The 17,963-nt window shown below is 60.3% G+C and carries 13 protein-coding genes and 4 pseudogenes; 10 read left to right on the forward strand and 7 right to left on the reverse strand.

All coding sequences use genetic code 11. The features are described 5' to 3' along the window. Positions 1-56: 56 nt before the first annotated feature. Positions 57-302 (reverse strand): PilZ domain-containing protein, encoded by a 246-nt coding sequence (locus IVB19_RS25905; RefSeq protein WP_247409420.1) that lies wholly within the window; start codon positions 300-302, stop codon positions 57-59. Positions 303-525: 223 nt separating this feature from the next. Here IVB19_RS25905 and IVB19_RS25910 point away from each other — a divergent pair, with 223 nt between their 5' ends. From IVB19_RS25910 to IVB19_RS25930, 5 genes are all read left to right on the forward strand, one after another. Further along, positions 526-2,436 carry a sensor domain-containing diguanylate cyclase gene (locus IVB19_RS25910; protein ID WP_247820041.1) on the forward strand — a complete coding sequence of 637 codons (1,911 nt, stop codon included), beginning with the start codon at positions 526-528 and terminating at the stop codon, positions 2,434-2,436. 1,294 nt (positions 2,437-3,730) lie between these two features. Beyond that, the gene (locus tag IVB19_RS25915; RefSeq protein WP_247820042.1) at positions 3,731-4,234 is read left to right on the forward strand and encodes a YciE/YciF ferroxidase family protein; all 504 of its coding nucleotides are present in this window, start codon (positions 3,731-3,733) and stop codon (positions 4,232-4,234) included. Between the two features lie 112 nt (positions 4,235-4,346). Then, positions 4,347-4,547 carry a hypothetical protein gene (locus tag IVB19_RS25920; protein ID WP_247820043.1) on the forward strand — a complete coding sequence of 67 codons (201 nt, stop codon included), beginning with the start codon at positions 4,347-4,349 and terminating at the stop codon, positions 4,545-4,547. A gap of 199 nt (positions 4,548-4,746) precedes the next feature. Continuing rightward, the gene (locus tag IVB19_RS25925) at positions 4,747-5,700 is read left to right on the forward strand and encodes a DUF72 domain-containing protein (RefSeq protein ID WP_247820044.1); all 954 of its coding nucleotides are present in this window, start codon (positions 4,747-4,749) and stop codon (positions 5,698-5,700) included. Positions 5,701-5,766: 66 nt separating this feature from the next. After that, positions 5,767-6,009, forward strand: a complete 243-nt coding sequence (locus tag IVB19_RS25930) for a hypothetical protein (protein ID WP_247820045.1) — start codon at positions 5,767-5,769, stop codon at positions 6,007-6,009. Between the two features lie 1,020 nt (positions 6,010-7,029). Here the strand turns inward: IVB19_RS25930 and istB are convergent. Both istB and istA read right to left on the reverse strand, forming a co-directional pair. Next, positions 7,030-7,893 carry an IS21-like element helper ATPase IstB gene (gene istB / locus IVB19_RS25935; RefSeq protein ID WP_166107168.1) on the reverse strand — a complete coding sequence of 288 codons (864 nt, stop codon included), beginning with the start codon at positions 7,891-7,893 and terminating at the stop codon, positions 7,030-7,032. 8 nt (positions 7,894-7,901) lie between these two features. Beyond that, a pseudogene (gene istA, locus IVB19_RS25940) lies at positions 7,902-9,392 on the reverse strand (IS21 family transposase); the annotation flags it as partial. Positions 9,393-9,512: 120 nt separating this feature from the next. Between istA and IVB19_RS40745 the strand changes: the two are divergent. Next, positions 9,513-9,686, forward strand: a pseudogene (locus tag IVB19_RS40745) (IS5/IS1182 family transposase); the annotation flags it as partial. 1,258 nt (positions 9,687-10,944) lie between these two features. Here the strand turns inward: IVB19_RS40745 and IVB19_RS25945 are convergent. Continuing rightward, a complete protein-coding gene (locus IVB19_RS25945) occupies positions 10,945-11,295 on the reverse strand; it encodes a hypothetical protein (RefSeq protein ID WP_247820046.1) in 351 nt (116 codons plus the stop codon). Between the two features lie 1,579 nt (positions 11,296-12,874). Here IVB19_RS25945 and IVB19_RS25950 point away from each other — a divergent pair. The 3 genes and pseudogenes from IVB19_RS25950 to IVB19_RS25960 form a co-directional block, all read left to right on the forward strand. Beyond that, positions 12,875-13,051, forward strand: coding sequence for a hypothetical protein (locus IVB19_RS25950; protein ID WP_247820047.1), 177 nt, complete (start codon positions 12,875-12,877; stop codon positions 13,049-13,051). Positions 13,052-13,325: 274 nt separating this feature from the next. After that, entirely contained in the window at positions 13,326-14,633 is a 1,308-nt protein-coding gene (locus IVB19_RS25955; RefSeq protein ID WP_256474562.1) for an amidase family protein, read from the forward strand. A gap of 153 nt (positions 14,634-14,786) precedes the next feature. Further along, positions 14,787-15,168, forward strand: a pseudogene (locus IVB19_RS25960) (nuclear transport factor 2 family protein); the annotation flags it as partial. Here IVB19_RS25960 and IVB19_RS25965 read toward each other — a convergent pair. The 3 genes from IVB19_RS25965 to IVB19_RS25975 are packed head-to-tail and all read right to left on the reverse strand — an operon-like array spanning position 15,085 to position 17,143. Next, entirely contained in the window at positions 15,085-15,471 is a 387-nt protein-coding gene (locus IVB19_RS25965; RefSeq protein WP_247821747.1) for a hypothetical protein, read from the reverse strand. The pseudogene IVB19_RS25960 and the gene IVB19_RS25965 overlap by 84 nt on opposite strands. Beyond that, on the reverse strand, positions 15,468-16,394 hold the full coding sequence (locus tag IVB19_RS25970; protein ID WP_524536688.1) for a histidine kinase dimerization/phospho-acceptor domain-containing protein: 927 nt from the start codon (positions 16,392-16,394) through the stop codon (positions 15,468-15,470). The genes IVB19_RS25965 and IVB19_RS25970 overlap by 4 nt, the downstream gene beginning before the upstream one ends. Further along, the gene (locus IVB19_RS25975; RefSeq protein WP_129273840.1) at positions 16,391-17,143 is read right to left on the reverse strand and encodes a response regulator; all 753 of its coding nucleotides are present in this window, start codon (positions 17,141-17,143) and stop codon (positions 16,391-16,393) included. The genes IVB19_RS25970 and IVB19_RS25975 overlap by 4 nt, the downstream gene beginning before the upstream one ends. A gap of 487 nt (positions 17,144-17,630) precedes the next feature. On the opposite strand from IVB19_RS25975, the pseudogene IVB19_RS25980 reads away from it, so the two are divergent. Next, positions 17,631-17,837: pseudogene (locus tag IVB19_RS25980) on the forward strand (LabA-like NYN domain-containing protein); the annotation flags it as partial. Positions 17,838-17,963 lie beyond the last annotated feature (126 nt).

Raw genomic sequence — 17,963 nt, forward strand, 5'->3', positions numbered from 1 at the left:
GTACTGCCGAGTTGATTCTTGGACGGTTTTCGGGCCAGGGCTCAGGCGTCGAAGCGCTAACTCGCCTCGAACCGAACGCCGATGCGCATCTCCTTCCGCCACACGATGCGGCAGGGCAGCTTGCTTCGATCCGCGTCCACGATAAGCGTGAACCGGTCCGGAATCCCGACGGGTGATATCACGTCGAGCGAGGCGCCCGTCTCCGACAGATTGCGGATGGTGCAATCGATCGCGCCCCCGCCGAACGAGATCGAAGCCGCTTTCAGGATTCGCCGCCGCTGTGCCGCCCGATGTTCTTGCATAGGTACGTGCGGGACTGCCGAGACCCGCGTTAACGCGCGAGCTGGCTGGTTCGGGGCTCTCCCTCGGCGAGCTTGCGCGGACCCTGGTTAATGTGTCGTTCCGTCGCTTCGCTGATTTTCCACAACGTAGTGATGGATTGTTTACTATCGAGCGGTGGCGCCCGGGAAGCGCCATCCGCCATTAAGACCTGCGTGCGAGCATGCTCGGAACGGAGCAGCCCGGATGCCGCATAGCCGCCGCGAACTCGGCAAAGCCCTAGTCCCATTGCGGGTCGCAGGATTCGTGGCGTTGGCTTGCCTCGCCATCCTGGCGCTCAGCGGATGGCGCGAGTGGGAGTCCCGGGAGGTCGATCTTCGAAACGCGGAAGTCGACATGGCCAACCTCGCCAGGTCGCTGACGCAGCACGCAGAGGACACATTCGATCTCGCGGACACTATCCTCACAGGAATGGTCGACCGCATGGAGATCGGCGGAACGACCCCGGCGGGCGTCGCCAAGATCCAGACTTTCCTCCAAGCCAGGAAGTACAATCGGCAACGTATCCGCGGCATCTTCGTCTACGACGAGACCGGCCGCTGGCTTGCCACGACTGAAGAAGTCGACCTCGCCGGCCTCGACAACAGCGACCGCGACTACTTCCGGCGTCATCGAGCTTCGAACGATCGCGGGACCCTGATCGGTCGTCCGGTTGAGAGCCGGTCCGGCGGCCAGTGGATCATCACGCTCTCCCGGCGGTTCAACCATCCGGACGGCAGTTTCGCCGGCGTAGTGCTGACGAGCATCGAGGTCGCCTACTTCACGCAGTTCTATCGGCGGTTCGACATCGGCCCCAATGGCGCGATATCGCTGTTGAATGCGGACGGCATCATGCTGGCGCGCAGTGGCGACGAGGATGGCGCTTATGTCGGGCGGGACATGTCCCAGTCCCAGCTCTTCCGAACTCTGCCCGGTCGGCCGGACGCCAGCGTCTACTACTTCAAATCTCCCCTCGACGGGCGACAGCGGTTGAGCTTCTACCAGTTGAGCAGCCGGTATCCGATCGTGATCCTGGCGACCAAGGATCAAGACGACGTGTTGGCACCATGGCGCCGGCAGGCCGTGGTCCGGATGGCGATCGTCACGAGCCTCACGCTGTCGATCGGCCTGATCGGTCTCTATCTGGTGCGCTACCTCTCTCAGCGGCAACGGATGGCGGCGGCCCTGGTCGCCAAGGAGGCCGATTTCCGCCTGCTGGCGGAGGAATGCAGCGATTTCGTCATGCGCATCGGACTGGACGCGCGAATTCTTTACGCGTCACCATCATGCGCTCGCATCTTCGGTTGGGACCCCGCCAAGCTGCTCGGAACGCCGGCGCTTGCCGGAATCAACTCGGAGGACCGACCGCGGGTGCTGCATGCGATCGATGCTCTGAAGAGCGGCGAGGCCGAAGAGGCGCGGATCGTCTACCGGACGAGACATCGCGAGAAGGCCGAGATCTGGGTCGAGACGGCACTCCGCGTCACCCGATCGTCGATCAGCAACGAGATCGACGGCGTGGTGGCGATCTCGCGGGATATGACTGAGCAGAAGGACCTGCAGGACAAGCTCGCGTCTCTTGCCACCTTGGATGGCTTGACTGGCATCGCTAATCGCCGCCACTTCGACGAGCGCCTTGAGGAGGAATGGGCCCGGGCCAAGCGCGACGGCACGTCGCTCTCGCTGTTGCTGATCGACGTCGACCACTTCAAGAAGTTCAACGATCAATACGGGCATCCGGCCGGCGACGCCTGCCTGCGGGCGCTCGCCCGTATCTTGGCGGCGCAGGCTCGCCGGCCGGGCGATCTGGCCGCGCGGTACGGCGGCGAGGAGTTCGCGCTCTTGCTGCCGAATACGGGGGCGGAAGGCTGCGTCGAGGTCGGCGAGCGCGTGCGCGAGGCACTGCGCGAGTTGAGCATGCTGCACGCGCTCAATCCGCCGTCAAGGCTGGTCACCGTCAGCCTTGGTGGGGCCACCAACGTTCCGGCCCAGGCCATAGTATCCGACTCGCTTGTGGCGGCAGCCGACCGGGCGCTCTACGCGGCCAAGGAGAGCGGACGCGATCGGCTCGTCATGTCGGGGCAGGTGGTCGCGTGGCCGGGCGCAAAGACAGCATGAGCCGCCTGGAAGAGGCAGACTAGGTGTCTGACCGGCTTCGGCCGAAGCGATGCTGGCTCCTGCTGTCTTCAACATGCCGGTGGGAGTCGCTGGCGACCCCCAGTATCTTTTGGAAGAGCGCCCGGTTGGCCCGGTATTTAGCCCAGACCGCTTGCTTTCCGAGCCCTGCATGAGCAGGCGACCGTCGGACGTAACAAAACCACGTCCACCTTCGGCCGCGCCTTCTCAGGTGGGCCTCGAAAACAGGAAGGTGCTCGGGCATCGCCACCGCCAATCGGTCATGGCGTCTCGCCGCAGGTTCAAGCATATGTTGTGCCGCTTGCAAGCATATCGGATGGGAACCTCAACTTGGTGGGAGTAGCGTTCGGCCTGTGGAGCACGTATCGTAAGGCGATAGCGGTCGCGCGATACTTGGGACCGCCGCCGGCTTTAAGCCATTTCGTCGACCCAAGCTTTTGCGGATGCGCATGCCTCCGCGTCTCCTACTTTGAGCTCGTTGTCGCAGCGGTCGTACATCAGCAGCGTGTCGAGCTTGGCGTGCCGTGCTTGCTTCTGGACCAACAACGGATCGACGCGATTGCGAAGCGGCGCGCATCGAATGTGTGCGGCGAACGCCGCCTGTTCAGGCCATCAGTCGCGATCGCCCGCCTTACGATCCGAAGCCAACAGAGCGATGTCAGGTCTTGAAGAAGACCATCCAGACACCGTCTGGTGTAACAATCGCGAGCACCGTGCTTATGCCGACCAGCAGAAGCACACTTGGACCAGGCTCAGCCTGCCGAGCTTCGGTCGGAGTCTCCACGGTTCTTCCGTTTTCGCATTTTGGCATGAAATCTCCTTGTGCGCCTCAACCAATAGGGTCAGGGGGCATTGGTTCCCCTGGGGGAAGACTCACAATATGGGCCGTTCTATCCGGCCGACGAGAAACACTTCGCTGCGGTGACCGACCACCCCAATCCAGCAGCGATCTCAATCCATGGTCCCGAAACTTTGAAAGCGACAATGCCGGCTTAGCTCCAAGGGCGTCGCAGAAGAAGATCGCGAAGCCCCGTGACGCCAATGGAAGACGCCGTCGGCTGCCGCGCGTGCTTCCGAATATTGTCAATCGCAACCGCGGCACCCCCAAAAAGCCGGGCCAGGGCCCGAGCATGTGGACGCACTATTACGAGCACTGACATTGAGAGACATCCACCGGATTTTATCGCGCCGATGAAGTCATCTCCCGCGATCGTTCGCCGGGAACCCCCGGACAGCCCTGCGTGTTTCCTGTCCGGAAACCACTCCGGAGGATGCCATGGGCTTTTTCACTAAAGACATCAAAACACTCAACGACCTCTTCGTGCATACCCTGCAGGATATCTATTACGCAGAGCAGCAGATCGCGAAGAACTTGCCGGACATGATCGAGAAGGCGACCGATTCAGGCCTCAGGAACGGCTTTCAGATGCATCTCTCCGAGACCAAGGGCCAAATCACGCGGCTGGAAAAGGTGTTCGAGATGCACCGCGTCGAGGCCAAGGGGGTCGACTGCCGCGCCATCGATGGCATCCTAAAGGAAGCGAGTGAACTCGCAGGCGACATCGACGACAAACAAGTTCTCGATGCAGCCCTGATCGCGGCGGCGCAGGCCGTCGAGCACTATGAAATCACGCGCTACGGCACTCTGATCCCCTGGGCCAAAATGCTGGGCCGCGACGATTGCGCAGCGGTCCTGCAGCAGAACCTCAACGAGGAGAAAGCGACGGATCAGAAGCTTAACACTATGGCACTGCGCAGCGTGAACCAGAAAGCAGCATGAGCCGTTAGCAAGCGAGGCCGCCCGCATGCGGGCGGCTAGCCATTTAGCAGGAAAAGATGGACCCCGAAATTCTCAGAGCGGCAGCTGCGGCCATCACGATAATTGCGGCAAGATGGTCGCGGCTAATTTGAACGCGCGGATTACCGTGTGGGGCTTCGCCATCTTTACTGTGGCTTCCATTGCCTGGATTGCTGACGGCGTGCTTGAAGGCAAAACCTCGCTTGGCGTCCAGAACGTCGTGCTTCTCCTGATCAACGTTTTGGGCGTGTGGCGCTGGCTGCCGCGCGCTGGCAAGGAAGCCGGCGCGATCTAAACCTGCGACGCTTTCAATCGGCAGGCTTGTTTTGTGTCGGCGGTCGCAGCGGGCAAGCGGCGCTTCCCCTGCTTCCGTCAAGGCGCCGATCGTTCTGCAGTTCTCGAAGCTGAAATGGAGCATGAGGAAAGGGCCGAGCTCTCGCGAAGGATCTGGAGTCGTGCAGCGCCGCTTGGAAGCCAAGGAGGAGGACTGACCGATGCCGCGTCCGGCTGCAGCTCCCGTGATCAAAGAATTGACGCCCGAGGAAAGACGCGAACGGCGTCACCTTCGGCGCGAGAAACAGCGCGAAAGCAATATCGCTCGCGCAGCGAAGATGCACCGAAGCCGGCTCAAAATGGAGAGCGAGGGACTGAAGTCCGCGCCGGCTTTGAAGAAGACCGTCTTCGTAGGGTGTTCCGGCTGGCGTTACTGGAAATGGCGGGACTCATTTTATGCGGAAGTGCCACAGCCGGACTGGTTCGTGCATTACGCATCTGCCTTCGACACGGTCGAGATCAACGCTTCCTTTTATTCATGGCCGACCGTCGCGAATGTTCAGGCGTGGCGCCGTCAGCCGGGCGGCAAGGATATCGTCTACACAGTCAAGGTCTGCGAGCTCATCACACACGTCAAAAAATTCAAAGGTACAAAAACGCTGATCCGGGATTTCGGCATCATCGCGGATATTCTCGGCGAGCGGATGGGCTGCTTTCTTTTCCAGCTGCCGCCGAGCTTCCGCTATACCAAAGCCCGGTTGAATTCGATCGTCAGCCAGCTCGATCCGGCCCGCCGCAATGCGGTTGAGTTCCGTCACAAGAGCTGGTGGAACGAAGATGTCTACGGTGCCTTCCGCAAAGCGGGGATCATCTTCTGCTCTTGCAGCGGTCCGCGTCTCCCTGACGAGCTCGTCCAGACGGCTGACGAGGTCTATGTCCGCCTCCATGGACCTGAGCGCTGGTACCGGCACAATTACTCAGACGAGGAGCTTTTGAAGTGGGCCAGCAGGATCAAATCGAGCGCCGCAAAGAGAGCGTGGATTTATTTCAACAACGACTACGACGCCCATGCGCCGCGAAACGCAAGAACGCTGCACCGCATGCTCTCTTCTTCCCACCCCCAAGCGGCAGACCGCCCTTTCCACCTAGGAACCTGCGGCGCCAAGGACGCTTAACCTGGGCGTTCCGCGAAGATGCCCTCCGCGAACGCCTCGGTCGCAAGGGGTTCAAGCGGAGTTCGCATGTTTTTCTGGTATTCAGCGCTGATACTCATGGCCGATGCTCTCCAGGTGATGGATATGCGGCTTCGCCAGCTTGCGGCGGGTAATGGCACCTCGGATGAGATGTTTCTTATGGTGACGGAGAAGCTCGAGGCTGCTGCAGAGGCTCGCACCATTTTCATCCGGGGTGGCGATTGCAGTCACGTCCTTGATCACTACCGCAAAGTGGTTGCCGCGAATATTGAGAGATTACCGGCGAGGTAACAAACCGGGTGGGGTCTTACTTCTCTCGCCGGCGCTTTTCCGGCTCATGACAGTAGTGGGAGACCAAACCCATCTGTTCTTGAATTCTCAAAAGAACGCGTTCAACGCTTGAGGCCGAACCTACAATTGATGATTTCTCAACGAGGTCGCGGCGGTGCCTGTACCAAATACCAGGTGACCCGAATGGTCTCTTCTTACGCTCGCGACTAGCGCTACTCGGTTCCAACGGAGCGCACGATATTCTTGCCCGCTCGACCGGCAGCCCTTCCTGCTTTTAGAGGCCGTGGTGAGCTGCGACGGCCTGTTCGGAATGCTAATCGTATCTATCAAAAATACCTCGGGGTTGCGCTTGGGATCTGCGCGTGTTTGTCCAGCGGGACGGGATCAAACTTCTCGGTCATTCTATTCTTATCCTATTCTGGGGGTAAAGATTGAGAGCGTTCCATTGCTGCGCTCTGTTCCTCCCATCGCCGCGCCCTACCTCAAGGTTCTGTATCCATCACCTTTGTCGCCGTTGATTTAGCAATTCTTGCATATCTTTTTGACGGTCTGGTCGACTTTGCTGTTCTCCTGATCGATCTTGGCGTCACTATCGTGTTGATCAGTGGTCGTCGGCCGACCGATGCCGCCCGCGGCGGCTCCCTGTGTGTTAGTCGCAGGCGTTCCCGATGAAGTTGCGGTTCCCGCAGCGTTGGTGCCGGGACTTGCCGGGTTCGTGCTATTTCCGTTGACCGCCCCCTGATCGCGCCCGGATTGAGGGCCGGGTGTACCATTGGCGATACCGGTTATCGCATTCGTGGTGCCCGTCGTTGGATTTGTATTTGCATTTGGGGCGGTAGCCGGTGGGCTTACAGTCCCGCCCGAGTTCGCAGCGCCCGCTGCTCCTGTAGCGGACGGAGATGCCGCGGTCGAACCACCTGCACCTGCAGAGGACGACGCACCGCCAGCGCTTCCACCGGCAGACCCGCCGCCACCGCCACCCCCACCGCCCCCACCTTGAGCAAAGGCTGCGCAGGGGTGTCAATCGGCGTTCGACTGGGACCCCCTATCGGCATCCAAAAGGGACCCCTTTGATCGGCGTGCTCTGCTGGTAGCGCTCGGGTCGTCGGAGCTGGTCGGGGTTGCGGAGACGGCGCGAGCGCGGGTTGTTTGAACATCGTCGCGGCTTTTGAATCGCCAGCTGTCGTTGCCGGTTTCGACGATGTCGCAGTGATGGGTCAATCGGTCGAGTAGCGCGGTGGTCATTTTGGCATCGCCGAACACGCTCGGCCATTCGCCGAACGCAAGATTGGTGGTGACAATGATGGAGGTGCGCTCGTACAGCCGGCTGATGAGATGGAACAGGAGCTGACCGCCGGATTGCGCGAACGGCAGATAGCCCAGCTCGTCGAGAACGATGAAGTCCATGCGGGTCAGATGCTCGGCGAGCCGTCCCTGCCGACCGTTGCGGGTCTCGGTCTCGAGCCGGTTGACGAGGTCGACGACGTTGTAGAAGCGTCCTCTGGCGCCATCGCGGATGCAACTTCTGGCGATGGCAATGGCGAGGTGTGTTTTGCCTGTACCGGTGCCGCCAACCAGCACGACGTTGCGTTGTTGGGCGATGAAGCCGCCGCCAGCGAGATCATTGACGAGAGTTTGATTGATCGGCGTGCCGTCGAACTGGAAGTCGGCGATGTCCTTGGCGAGCGGCAGCTTGGCAATGGTGAGCTGGTATTTGATCGACCTGGCTTGCTTCTCGTTGATCTCGGCGTTGAGCAGGTCTCCGACAATGCGCTGAGGTTCGTGCTGGCGCTTGACGGCAGTTGCCATGATCTCGTCGAAGGCGGCCTTCATGCCGTAGAGCTTGAGTTCGCCCATAAGATCGAAGATTTGGGTTCGTTCCATCAGATGGTCCTCCGGAGGTTGTCGTAGCGAGCACAATCGGCGATCGGTGCATGACGGAGCGTCAGTGCGGCCGGCGTCATGATGTTTGCCGGTGGGGCGGGTTCACGTTGACGGGCCAGGATATTGAGAACGACATCGGCGGAATGGACGCTGTGACTGAGCGCTTCGGCACAGGCCGCTTCCACCGCAGACAGACCGTCAGTCAGCACCGCGTTGAGGATGTCGACCATCTGCCGATTGCCATCGTCGGTGCTGGCCAACTTGCGCCGGATCCGCTCGATCGCGGCCGGCAGCACCCAGTCTTTGAAGGGAGCACCGTTGCGCAAGGCGCCGGGTTTGCGGGCGAGCACCGGCACATAATGCCAGGGGTCGTAGACGGTATCGCCGCGGCCAAAGGATCGCGGGTGCTCGGCAACGATACGTCCATCCTGACGGATCACGATGCGATCGGCATAGGCCTGGACCTCGACCGGTCGTCCGACTGCGCTGGCTGCGACCGAGTACTTGTTGTTGTCGAAGCGCACCAGGCAGGTCTTCGAGACCGATGCCGTCACCGCATGGAAGCCGTCGAAGCGGCCGGCATAGGGAACGAGTTTGGGGCGTTCGGCTTCGAACACGTCCCAGATCGTCTGATCGGCCAGCTCCGGATGGCGATGAGCCTTGGCGTAGGCGATGCACTTGTCGAGCAGCCAGGCGTTTAACTCGTCGAGGTTTTTGAACCGCAGCCGCGGCGTGAAGAAGCGTTCCCGGACCAGCCCGACCTGGTTCTCGACCTGCCCCTTCTCCCAGCCCGACGCTGGCGTACAGGCGACCGGATCGACCAGATAGTGGCTGCACATCTGCAGGAAGCGGCGATTGTAGAGACGGCCTTTACCGACGAAGATCGTCTCTACGGCGGTCTTCATGTTGTCGTAGATGCCGCGGGTGCAGGTGCCTTTGAACAGGGCGAACGCCCGGTCGTGGGCGTCGAACACCATCTCCTGCGTCTCCCTCGGATAGGCCCGCACGAACAGCATGCGGCTGTGACAGAGCCGGACATGAGCAGCCTTCACCATCACCGTGGTGCCGCTCAGCAGGACGACCTCGTGGCTCCAGTCGAACTGGTACGCTTCGCCTGGTGCAAAGCTCAGCGGGACATAAGCGGCTGCGGTCGATTGCCCGCGTTCCTTGCTCCACCGCCGTGCGTATCGACGAACCGCATCATAGCCGCCGGCATAACCCAGGCCGCGAAGCTCTTCGAATAGCCGGATCAGCGTCAGCCGTTCCCGTACTGCCTTGCTCTCATTCCCTGCCAGCAACCGGTCAAGCTCGGCACTCCAGGCACCGATCTTCGGGAGCGGCTGCGTCTCGCGCTCATACCGGAACTCCGTCGCTTGAGAACGAATGACCTTGCGAACCACCTTCCGCGATACGCCAAGTTCTCGGCAGATCGCCTTGATCGGACGACCATCAACAAAGTAGGCGCGACGGATCTTACCAATCGTCTCCACCACCAGCATCCCAACCTCGGCTTCCATGACTCGATGGAAGCCACTGTGGACCCTTATCCCGGGGTCCCGATTGGATGCCGATCACCCCGAAAACGGGGTCCTTATTCCATGCCGAAACACAGTCTCGGCATCAGAAAAGTCTGCGCGCGCTTCGTCGAGGTGTGCCGCAAGATGGGGTTGCTCGCGGCAGCCAGCGTCGCCATCGACGGCAGCAAATTCAAAGCAGTCAATAATCGCGATAAGAACTTCACGCGCGGCAAAGTCGAGCGGCGGCGTACGCAATTGGAGGAGAGTGTTGCGCGCGCGCGCCGATCGAGATCGCCGCGATTACCAAGCACGAGGGGTTCAAGTGGATAAGCAGAAAATTGTTCTTCGATCGAGGGCTCAACTCATGAAGGGGTGGCTTGGCGCTTTGAAGGAAATGTCGGATGGAGCGTCGCCCCTCTGGGAGCCTGTAGCGAAGTTTTACAATTCGCCGGTTTGGTCCAGGATATGGGATCGCGCTCTTACAATACGAATAGCTCCGCCGCAGCGAAAATGGTCCGCACCGAGCGGCGCGGCACAGGAGCGCAACTGGTAAGATACAGCTACCCCAGCCATTGCAATACCCTGACTCAGGCGCGCCCTTCCGCAGCGCAATTGTGCGCTAGTGTGTTGCCTCGGTGCGGCTGCGAATGATTCCCGAGAGGAGCAGCTTGGCCGTCATTTCGGGCGGAGACCCTCCAACGTGGGTTGCCTTGCTCCCGAGAACCGATTGCACGTACACGATTGAGTTCTGGACGAAATAGGTCCCGTGATGCGCTACACCGGACGTCGTGACTGTGATGGTTCGAACTACAGCAGGCCTTCCCATGTGAAGCCTCGCTCAAAGCAGCCCATAAAAATCCAAGCCATCAAGTGCATGATTCGGATGGGCTTAGAAACTTAAACCAGTGCTGCCCGTGTCTGCATTCAAGTCAGCCTGCGCCTGGCGATACAGGCAAGAAGTTATCCGGCATCTGACAGCAAAAGGCCCGCCGGTTCACACTGACGGGCCTGGTGCTTCTCTAGGCCTTCCGAGGCTTCGCTTGATCACAGTTCGGCATCTGTCCGGTGCCCTGGCACGCCGAGCAGATGGGTTGTGGTGGTATAGGGTGCCCCCATTTGGGCGGACGCATCACCAGAACGAAGCCGTCGATACAATTCGGGCACTTCATGATTGCTCTCCAGTCGGCCACCATTGGTCGCGTGGATGAGAGTGAAGCAATTGGGCGGGCCAGCAACGCACCGGCCCTGGTTCACGCTGACGGCCCCGCTGTTCTCCGGGCGAGAACAGATTGTGATTTTAATAAATTCGTTCGTTCCTCGCGCGTGTATTTATAAGCGGAACACCTAGAAGTATGGCCGCCTCAGTTGGCGGCCTGATGCTGCTCTCTTTTCGGGGGCGCCTATAACTTAGGCTATTTGGAACTTGTGTACACTCTGGTACTTAGTGAGTCCTCCGCGAGGGCAGCACTGTGGACCGCGATTTTAAGAACGAAGTCTTTTCCAGCTATCAGCCAAATCCAGTGAAGCCGTGCAATCAGTGTGGCCGCGAGCCGATCTTTGCGGCGAAGATGCTCAACACCCAGACCGGTGGGATCGTTCGCATGTTCAAGTGCCAGTGCGGTGAGCAGACCTGGACCGAGAGTAAAGAGTAGTCGGCGGCCGCCAACTGACCGCTCGCCCTAGCTGCTCCGCCGCAAATCACAATCGCCTGATTTGACTTCAGCGGCCCGTCGCCGGGCATAATCGTTCCGTTTATGGAACGAATGTCATGGACTACCGCGCTTACATCCTCAACGATGAGGGGCATATCATCGGCGTGCATAAACTGAATTGCGCGGATGATGATGAGGCTAAACAGCAAGCCACCAAGTTGCTCGACGGCCACGATTTGGAAGTCTGGGAGCACGCGCGCCGAGTGGCCATCGTGAGGTACCATACAAGGCATTGAGGCGGCCTCAGTTGGCGGCCTATTTCATTTCGTTTGGCGATTCACCCCGGCGGGCCTCTGTTGGCGGAGAGACGGCCCCGGCTTCAAGGGAGACTCTGATTAGGGCCGGGGCCGCTCCGCCGGCTTGGGCTGGGAACCGGCGGCCCTTCAACAACCGCCCGCAGTTCTCGTTCCTATTGCTCATTTCGTCTTTCGATAGCGAGCTAGACTCCGCTCTCGCGAGTGCCCGGGCCTGCTCAAGCGCTCCTGCCCCGGTCAACAGGTTCGGCGCGAGCCGCCGTCCCGCGACATCGTCCCAGTAGAAATAGGCGCTCGACCGACCATCGGCGAAGCAAACTTCGTAGCTGCCGGTTTGAGGCACAGCTTCGTGCTTACGGATGCGGACGGGATCGGGTGCCATCGGTTTCGATAATTGCCTTTTCTGCGTCGGGGTTCATCCTGAGGGCGCTTTTCCGGCCGGTTCGCCGGGTCTTTCTTTCTTAGAAAGAAGTTGGGGAGCTTGGGCCCGCTCGCGGATGATGTAAGTTCCCATGCAAATCCCTAATGATTCGGGGTGCCGTGGGTATTCTCTTACTCGCACTCGCGGCGTGCGTTGTTGGTGTCCTTCTCCTACTGGCCTTCCGCCGATAGGGCCGACAGCGGACGCAACAGTTGCGTTGAAACCTCACCCCTGCGTCGAATTAAGGTTGCCGGCGGGTTGTTTTTGACTGTGCGCGGTTGAGCGCGTTCAACTCCATGGCTGGAGACGAACGTGATCACTTGGCTACTAGTCATCATCATCGCGGCCAGCGTTGCAATCCTGATTGCCCACGCGATTGACGCGTTACGTTCCTGAAGCGCAGCGGCTGCCTGTATAGGCGTGGCACGGCTAAGCGCGAGGCTCATCGCCGATGCCTAACGTGACCGCGAGAGTAATGGCCAGCAAAGCCCCGCCGACGATATTGACGGGGAGCCTGTCAAACTTGCTGCAATCGCTCGTCTTTTCCGGCAGCGCCGTACGCGGTGCATCGGCCTCTCCGGGCGCCCTGCTCTCCTCCGCTCACTCAGGCAGATGCACTCCATCCGCGCGCGCTCGTCCAGATGTCGTGCTGATGCTGTCCCGTGTGGCAGATCAGACTCCCGCAGACCCTGACCTCCAAGGTGCCCAGTCCGGTGCGGACCGATGGGCCGTCGGCCCTAGGCCGATCCAAATGAAAAACCCCGGTGCCTTGGAGGGAGCACTGGGGTGTTCGACAAATGAATTGGTCAAGCAATGACGTCTGATAGCAGAAAACACGCTCGTCGCACGTGAGCCATTTCACAAGCGGCCGATTTCTCAACCCACGACGCACAGTAGTTCGCGCGCGTTCCGACGCGCCAACTAGACTCGGGCCTGCGTGTCGCTTCGATGGCGGCATGCGGCCTCAGGAGATCACCATCGGCGACATGCGCGGCGCCGCGGCGCCGGCGTACGCGCGTCTTGCCGGCGCGCAGACCCTTGCACTCGCCCCGCGTTTGCGGGCAGGAACGCGAGCAGATGAGCACTTCGATATTGTCTCCGTTCATCCACGTGATTACCAAGCCCGAGATCACTCCCCTACTCCAACAAGCGAGCGATATCGGCTGCAGCACTCAGACCGGCGTTGGAATGTTCAAGAGTTCCGTGGGCCTGATGGCAGACTTCTTTACGCCCTCGATCGGTGCTGCCCGCTGATGTCAGAGCCTCATGATGTCATCACGTTTTTGATCCTCACGATATGAACAGGGAGGGCGCGATGCCCAGGTTGAGCCGCAGATCATTGGCTACGGAAGTAGGATCTGCTTTCCTATGGAGCCTGTCCGCCCTCACCGCGGCCACGCCGCGGATCTCGGGCTGAATATCGCAGATATGTCCGGACGCGTCATTGTGACCAATGTGGCCGCCGGCCGGCTCGATCCCTGTCGCGTAGCGGAGAGCCTATTGTCTGCCATCGCCAGCGATGGCCACAATGCCTTCATCAGTACGCGTCGAGCCGACGAGCTCGACGTCTGTAAGGATCCTCGCGCACCGCAAGATCTCCGCCCAAGGCGCCCTAGCGGGCCTGCCGGTGGCCGTCAAGGACAATGTGCTCGTTGCCGGCCAGCGCGCAACATTCGGAACATCCGCGACCAGGAATTACGTCCCCACCGAGACTTGCCGACACGGTTCAGCGCCTGATCGATCAGGGCGCGGTATTTTGGGCAAGCTCAATCTCCACGAACTTGCAGGCGGCGTAACGAGCAACAATGCGGTGTTCGGTCCCGTCCGAAATGCCTACGATCCCAAGTGCTTTGCTGGCGGATCAAGCGGCGGCGCTGGGGCTGCCGTCGGCACCCGGCTGGTAGCTATCGCCTTGGGCACGGATACAGGAGGCTCTGTTCTGATCCCGGCGGCACTCAACGGTGTCATTGGATTTCGTCCCACCGTCGGGCGATATCCAATGGGAGGAGTGCTACCGGTCTCGCCGACGCATGACACGATCGGTCCGATCACAAGGTCAGTCGAAGACATCATCCTGGTGGATTCCGTCATGGCTCAGACAAGTACCCCCGTGAGCCCATCGAACCTGACCGGATTGAGGATCGGCGTTCCACGAAAGCTGTTCGTGGACGTTGCCGACGCAGACAGCAAGGCGACTTTCGAGAACACACTACAGAGGCTTACCGCAGCTGGGGTAGAAATTGTTGAGATTGACCTACCCGATCTGGTGCAGGCCGAAAAAGGCTTCGGTCCCATAACGCCCTACGAATTGAAGACTGAGGTACCAAAGTTTCTGGCGCGCTATCACGTCGGCATTTCTTTTGACGAGCTCGTTGCAGGTATCCGCAGTCCGGATCTGATCAAGGCCTATCAAACACGGATCGTCGGCAAGGCAAGTCCGAGCGATGAGGCCTATAAGGAGGCAGTTCGGACGTTCAAGCCGGCCGTCGAAGGTGCATTCCAAAAAGCATTTGCCGAGCACCGCCTCTTCGCACTCGCATTTCCTACAACATTGACCGACTCGCGTCCCATCGAAGGATCTGACGAACAGATCATGATGGACGGTGTCTCGATTCCTACTTGGAAGGCGTATATCAACAACACCAACTATCTCACCAAGGGATCGCTTGCGGCCATGACCCTTCCCATGGGGATGTCGTCGCGTGGCCTGCCTCTCGGCGTTACTCTTGCAGTGCTGCCGCATCACGACGAAGAGTTGCTGTCCCTCGGGCTTTCGGTCCAGCCGCTCTTGCCTGCCCTGCCCGCTCCGCCCAGAACTGCGGATCGACCGCGATAGCACGAGCCCGGTGCTCTATCAGACCACTTGTTCAGCCGCGGCATCTTCTTCAGCGACATTATCTGGGGGTTGTCGTTGGCTCGTCAGCCTGTGTGATGCAGAGCTGCCCAGGTGGTCACCCGATGAAGCAGTCGAAGTTCAACGGAGTCTTCCATGAGCGACGCACCATACGCTGACAAACTGGAGATTAGGGAGCTGATCGAGAACTGGGCGATATGGCGCGACTCCGGCGATTGGCACCGTTTCGCAAACGGTTTGGCATGACGATGGCTGGATGTCGGCGACTTGGTTCCAGGGGCCCGCGACAGATTTCATCCGAGTGAGCCAAGCAGGTGGGAGCCGAGGGCTTCGTATCTTGCACTCCCTCGGAGGGAGCAACATCGAAGTCGCCGGCACCCGCGCCATCCTCCAGACCAAAATGACAATCTCGCAGCGAGCATCCGTGCATGGTTCATGGTGCGACGTCGTGTGCACAGGCCGCTTCTTCGATTTTCTCGAGAAAAGAGCTGGTCGATGGGGAATGGTTCGGCGCCAAGCCGCGCGACGTCCAGGCGGCAAGCCTGATGGCAGCGTCTGTTTGAGGATCTGCGTGCAGGCCGACAGCCGTTTGCGCCGCATCTAGAATTTGGCGTCGCTCGGCTACCAAGGCTTCCCGATCTCGGCAGAACTTCCCGACGCCGCCCTTGCACTCGCGATCACGAGCGATGCTCGCGTCGCAGAGGGCTGTCTGCGCCATCGTCACAGCCGGCGTAACCCGTGACGCACGCGCAAGCGTCACGTCACTGAGGTTCGTCGACGCGAAGCCCAGACCCGCCGTCACGGCGAAAACGAAGGTCACCAGCCAGAGCATCCAGCCACAAGCTGCAGCGTGCTGGCGATGTCGACCAGCGTCATGGATTCGGGTCTACGGTCGTTGCGCAGGAAGGAAAGCACCGACTCCAGCATCGATCGCATTTGATCGAGATCGCCCAGCATGCTGCTGCGATGCCCATCGTCTTCGATAAATTCGGAGCGGAGGCGCATTCGGGTGATCGGAGTCCTCAGGTCGTGGCTGATGGCGGCCAGCATCTTGGTGCGGTCGTCAATCAGACTGGTAATTCGTTCCCCCATGCGGTTGAGCGCCTTTGCAACCAAACGAATTTCTTCGGGGCCGCGTTCGGGCAGCGGCGCAGGGGCGCCGTTCAGGCTGAAGCTTTCGGCCGCCCTGGCGAACGACGACAGCGGCGCCGTCAACGCGCGAGCCGTCCACAGCCCAAGCAAAGTGACGCTAATGGCGGCGAACAGCAATGTCAGGACCCAGGGTCCAATCCAAAACGGACGCGGCCGTTCGTCGGCGGTGAGCTTTGCCGAAATCGTTGCGCCGTCCGGCAAAACGATACCGACCTTCTGGATGCCTTTCCCAGCCGGGAGCGAAAAGATCCGATAGTTGCTGCCAAGACGGCGATGCAGACTTCGCAGGCCGAGACCATCAGGCTCGTCCGCCACAGGACCTGGACCTGGCAGCAGACTTGCGATGTCCAGTTGCGGAAATGCGCGCGCGATGTCGGCGAACAGCCGTGGCCGTCCGGTCGCAGGCGCTGCGCCGAGAAGCTGGGCCACCGCGGCAAGCTGACTGTTTCCGCGTTCGATCGGTGCCTGATCCGGGCGATAGACAAGAAAGGTTGCGGCAAGGATCAGATGGATGGCCATTATCGAAGCGACCACCAGCGCGGCGATCTGTCCGCCGATATTCTTCGGATTGAGAAAACCGGGTAGCTTCATGATCCGTGGTTTTCCGGGGGCATGACCGTATCCACCGTCGGTGTGAACATATAGCCGCAGGAGCGTACCGTCTTGATCACAGTGGCCTCCTGTGGATCGGGCTCGATCTTGCGCCGGATACGGCTGATCAGCACATCGATGCTGCGCTCGAATGAGCCGTGGTTGCGGCCCTGGGTGAGATCGAGCAGGCTGTCGCGCGACAACACGCGGCCGGGCCGCTCGCAGAAGGTGCGCAGCAGATCGAATTCGGCGCTGGTCATCGCGACCCGCGCACCGGCCGGATTGCGCAGCTCCCGCAGTCTGAAATTGATCCGCCACCCCAGAAAAGTGACGGCGGTCGCGTTATTGGTATTGGTGGCGCTGGACGTCTGGACGACCGCCAGGCGGCGAAGCACCGCGTTGATCCGGGCCAGCAATTCGCGCGGATTGAACGGCTTAGCAAGGTAGTCGTCAGCGCCCATTTCCAACCCGAGAATCCGATCGACGTCCTCGCCGCGCGCGGTGAGCATGATGATCGGCATTTGCGACTCCGCGCGAACCTTGCGGCAAAGGCTGAGGCCGTCCTCACCCGGCAGCATCACGTCGAGGATGAGAAGGTCGACACGGTAATCGGCCATCACCCGCACCATTTCGCGCCCGTCATTTGCCGTCCTTACGTTGCAGGCATTCGTACGTAGATATTTCGTAATCAGCGTCCGCGTCTCGCGGTCATCTTCGACGACTAGAATGTTAGGCGATGCCGCGGCCATACGGATTCTTTGCCTCCCAACTCGGAGAACCGGCGACTGATTCCGGTTTCGAAATAGTTCTGAGCAGTGCTCGCAAGATGAGGCAACATGCCAGCGAGGCAATAAAAAGGCGACTCCTGCGCCGTGAAGGCCCATCAGGTCACGGAGTCATCACCGTCATTTGAGGACCACGGTAAGTCTCCTCAGGGAATACGCGCGTGTGATCCAAAACCATCTTTCCACTTGTTTCCGCAATGTTTCATTGTGTTGCTGCGACGAAAACAAGCGAACTAAGCGACGGCTAGAACCAATCACGCACACGTCAAGCCGAGTTGCACGCCTTGAATAACGGCTCGGTGCACGTCAGCAACGACCTTGAGACGTAAACCGCGATTTGTCCGTACCGGGCATCCGAGGGCGCGCTCGACAGCGTCGGCAAGGACTCCCCGATCATTCGATCAACGCTGCATCACCGAAACTATAATCTCATTTCATGTGAGTGCCACACTTGTCCACGATCGCCAGCCAGCCGCCGATGATCGCCGACGAGCTGCGCCGCCAGGCCGACGTCTTCACCGACCTCGTCGAGCTGCAGTCCAAGCTCGGCCGCGACCCGTCCGAACGCGCCGCCCCGCGCGATCGTGAAGCGCGTGGGCCCATGCCAAAGTTCTTGCAAGAGCCGAAGGAAACGACCCTCCCGGCTAGACAGAAGGATCGCCCGCATCGACGGACGGACTTCAATAGAACAGCATCACCGACATCCATGCCGCCAGCGACGCACAGAGACAAATTCCTAGATAAGGCAACGCAAGGCGCATCGGCTTTCTCCCTCCGAGACGCG

The sequence above is a fragment of the Bradyrhizobium sp. 187 genome (assembly GCF_023101005.1).
GTDB classification, from domain to species: domain Bacteria; phylum Pseudomonadota; class Alphaproteobacteria; order Rhizobiales; family Xanthobacteraceae; genus Bradyrhizobium; species Bradyrhizobium canariense_D.

Excerpts from the sequence above, each read along its gene's own strand:
- istB (WP_166107168.1), bottom strand. The coding sequence starts at position 7,893 with ATGGAACGAACCCAAATCTTCGATCTTATGGGCGAACTCAAGCTCTAC.
- IVB19_RS25975 (WP_129273840.1), bottom strand. The coding sequence starts at position 17,143 with ATGGCCGCGGCATCGCCTAACATTCTAGTCGTCGAAGATGACCGCGAG.
- IVB19_RS25930 (WP_247820045.1), top strand. The coding sequence starts at position 5,767 with ATGTTTTTCTGGTATTCAGCGCTGATACTCATGGCCGATGCTCTCCAG.
- IVB19_RS25950 (WP_247820047.1), top strand. The coding sequence starts at position 12,875 with ATGAGCACTTCGATATTGTCTCCGTTCATCCACGTGATTACCAAGCCC.
- IVB19_RS25910 (WP_247820041.1), top strand. The coding sequence starts at position 526 with ATGCCGCATAGCCGCCGCGAACTCGGCAAAGCCCTAGTCCCATTGCGG.
- IVB19_RS25920 (WP_247820043.1), top strand. The coding sequence starts at position 4,347 with ATGGTCGCGGCTAATTTGAACGCGCGGATTACCGTGTGGGGCTTCGCC.
- IVB19_RS25925 (WP_247820044.1), top strand. The coding sequence starts at position 4,747 with ATGCCGCGTCCGGCTGCAGCTCCCGTGATCAAAGAATTGACGCCCGAG.
- IVB19_RS25905 (WP_247409420.1), bottom strand. The coding sequence starts at position 302 with ATGCAAGAACATCGGGCGGCACAGCGGCGGCGAATCCTGAAAGCGGCT.
- IVB19_RS25955 (WP_256474562.1), top strand. The coding sequence starts at position 13,326 with ATGCCTTCATCAGTACGCGTCGAGCCGACGAGCTCGACGTCTGTAAGG.
- IVB19_RS25915 (WP_247820042.1), top strand. The coding sequence starts at position 3,731 with ATGGGCTTTTTCACTAAAGACATCAAAACACTCAACGACCTCTTCGTG.
- IVB19_RS25970 (WP_524536688.1), bottom strand. The coding sequence starts at position 16,394 with ATGAAGCTACCCGGTTTTCTCAATCCGAAGAATATCGGCGGACAGATC.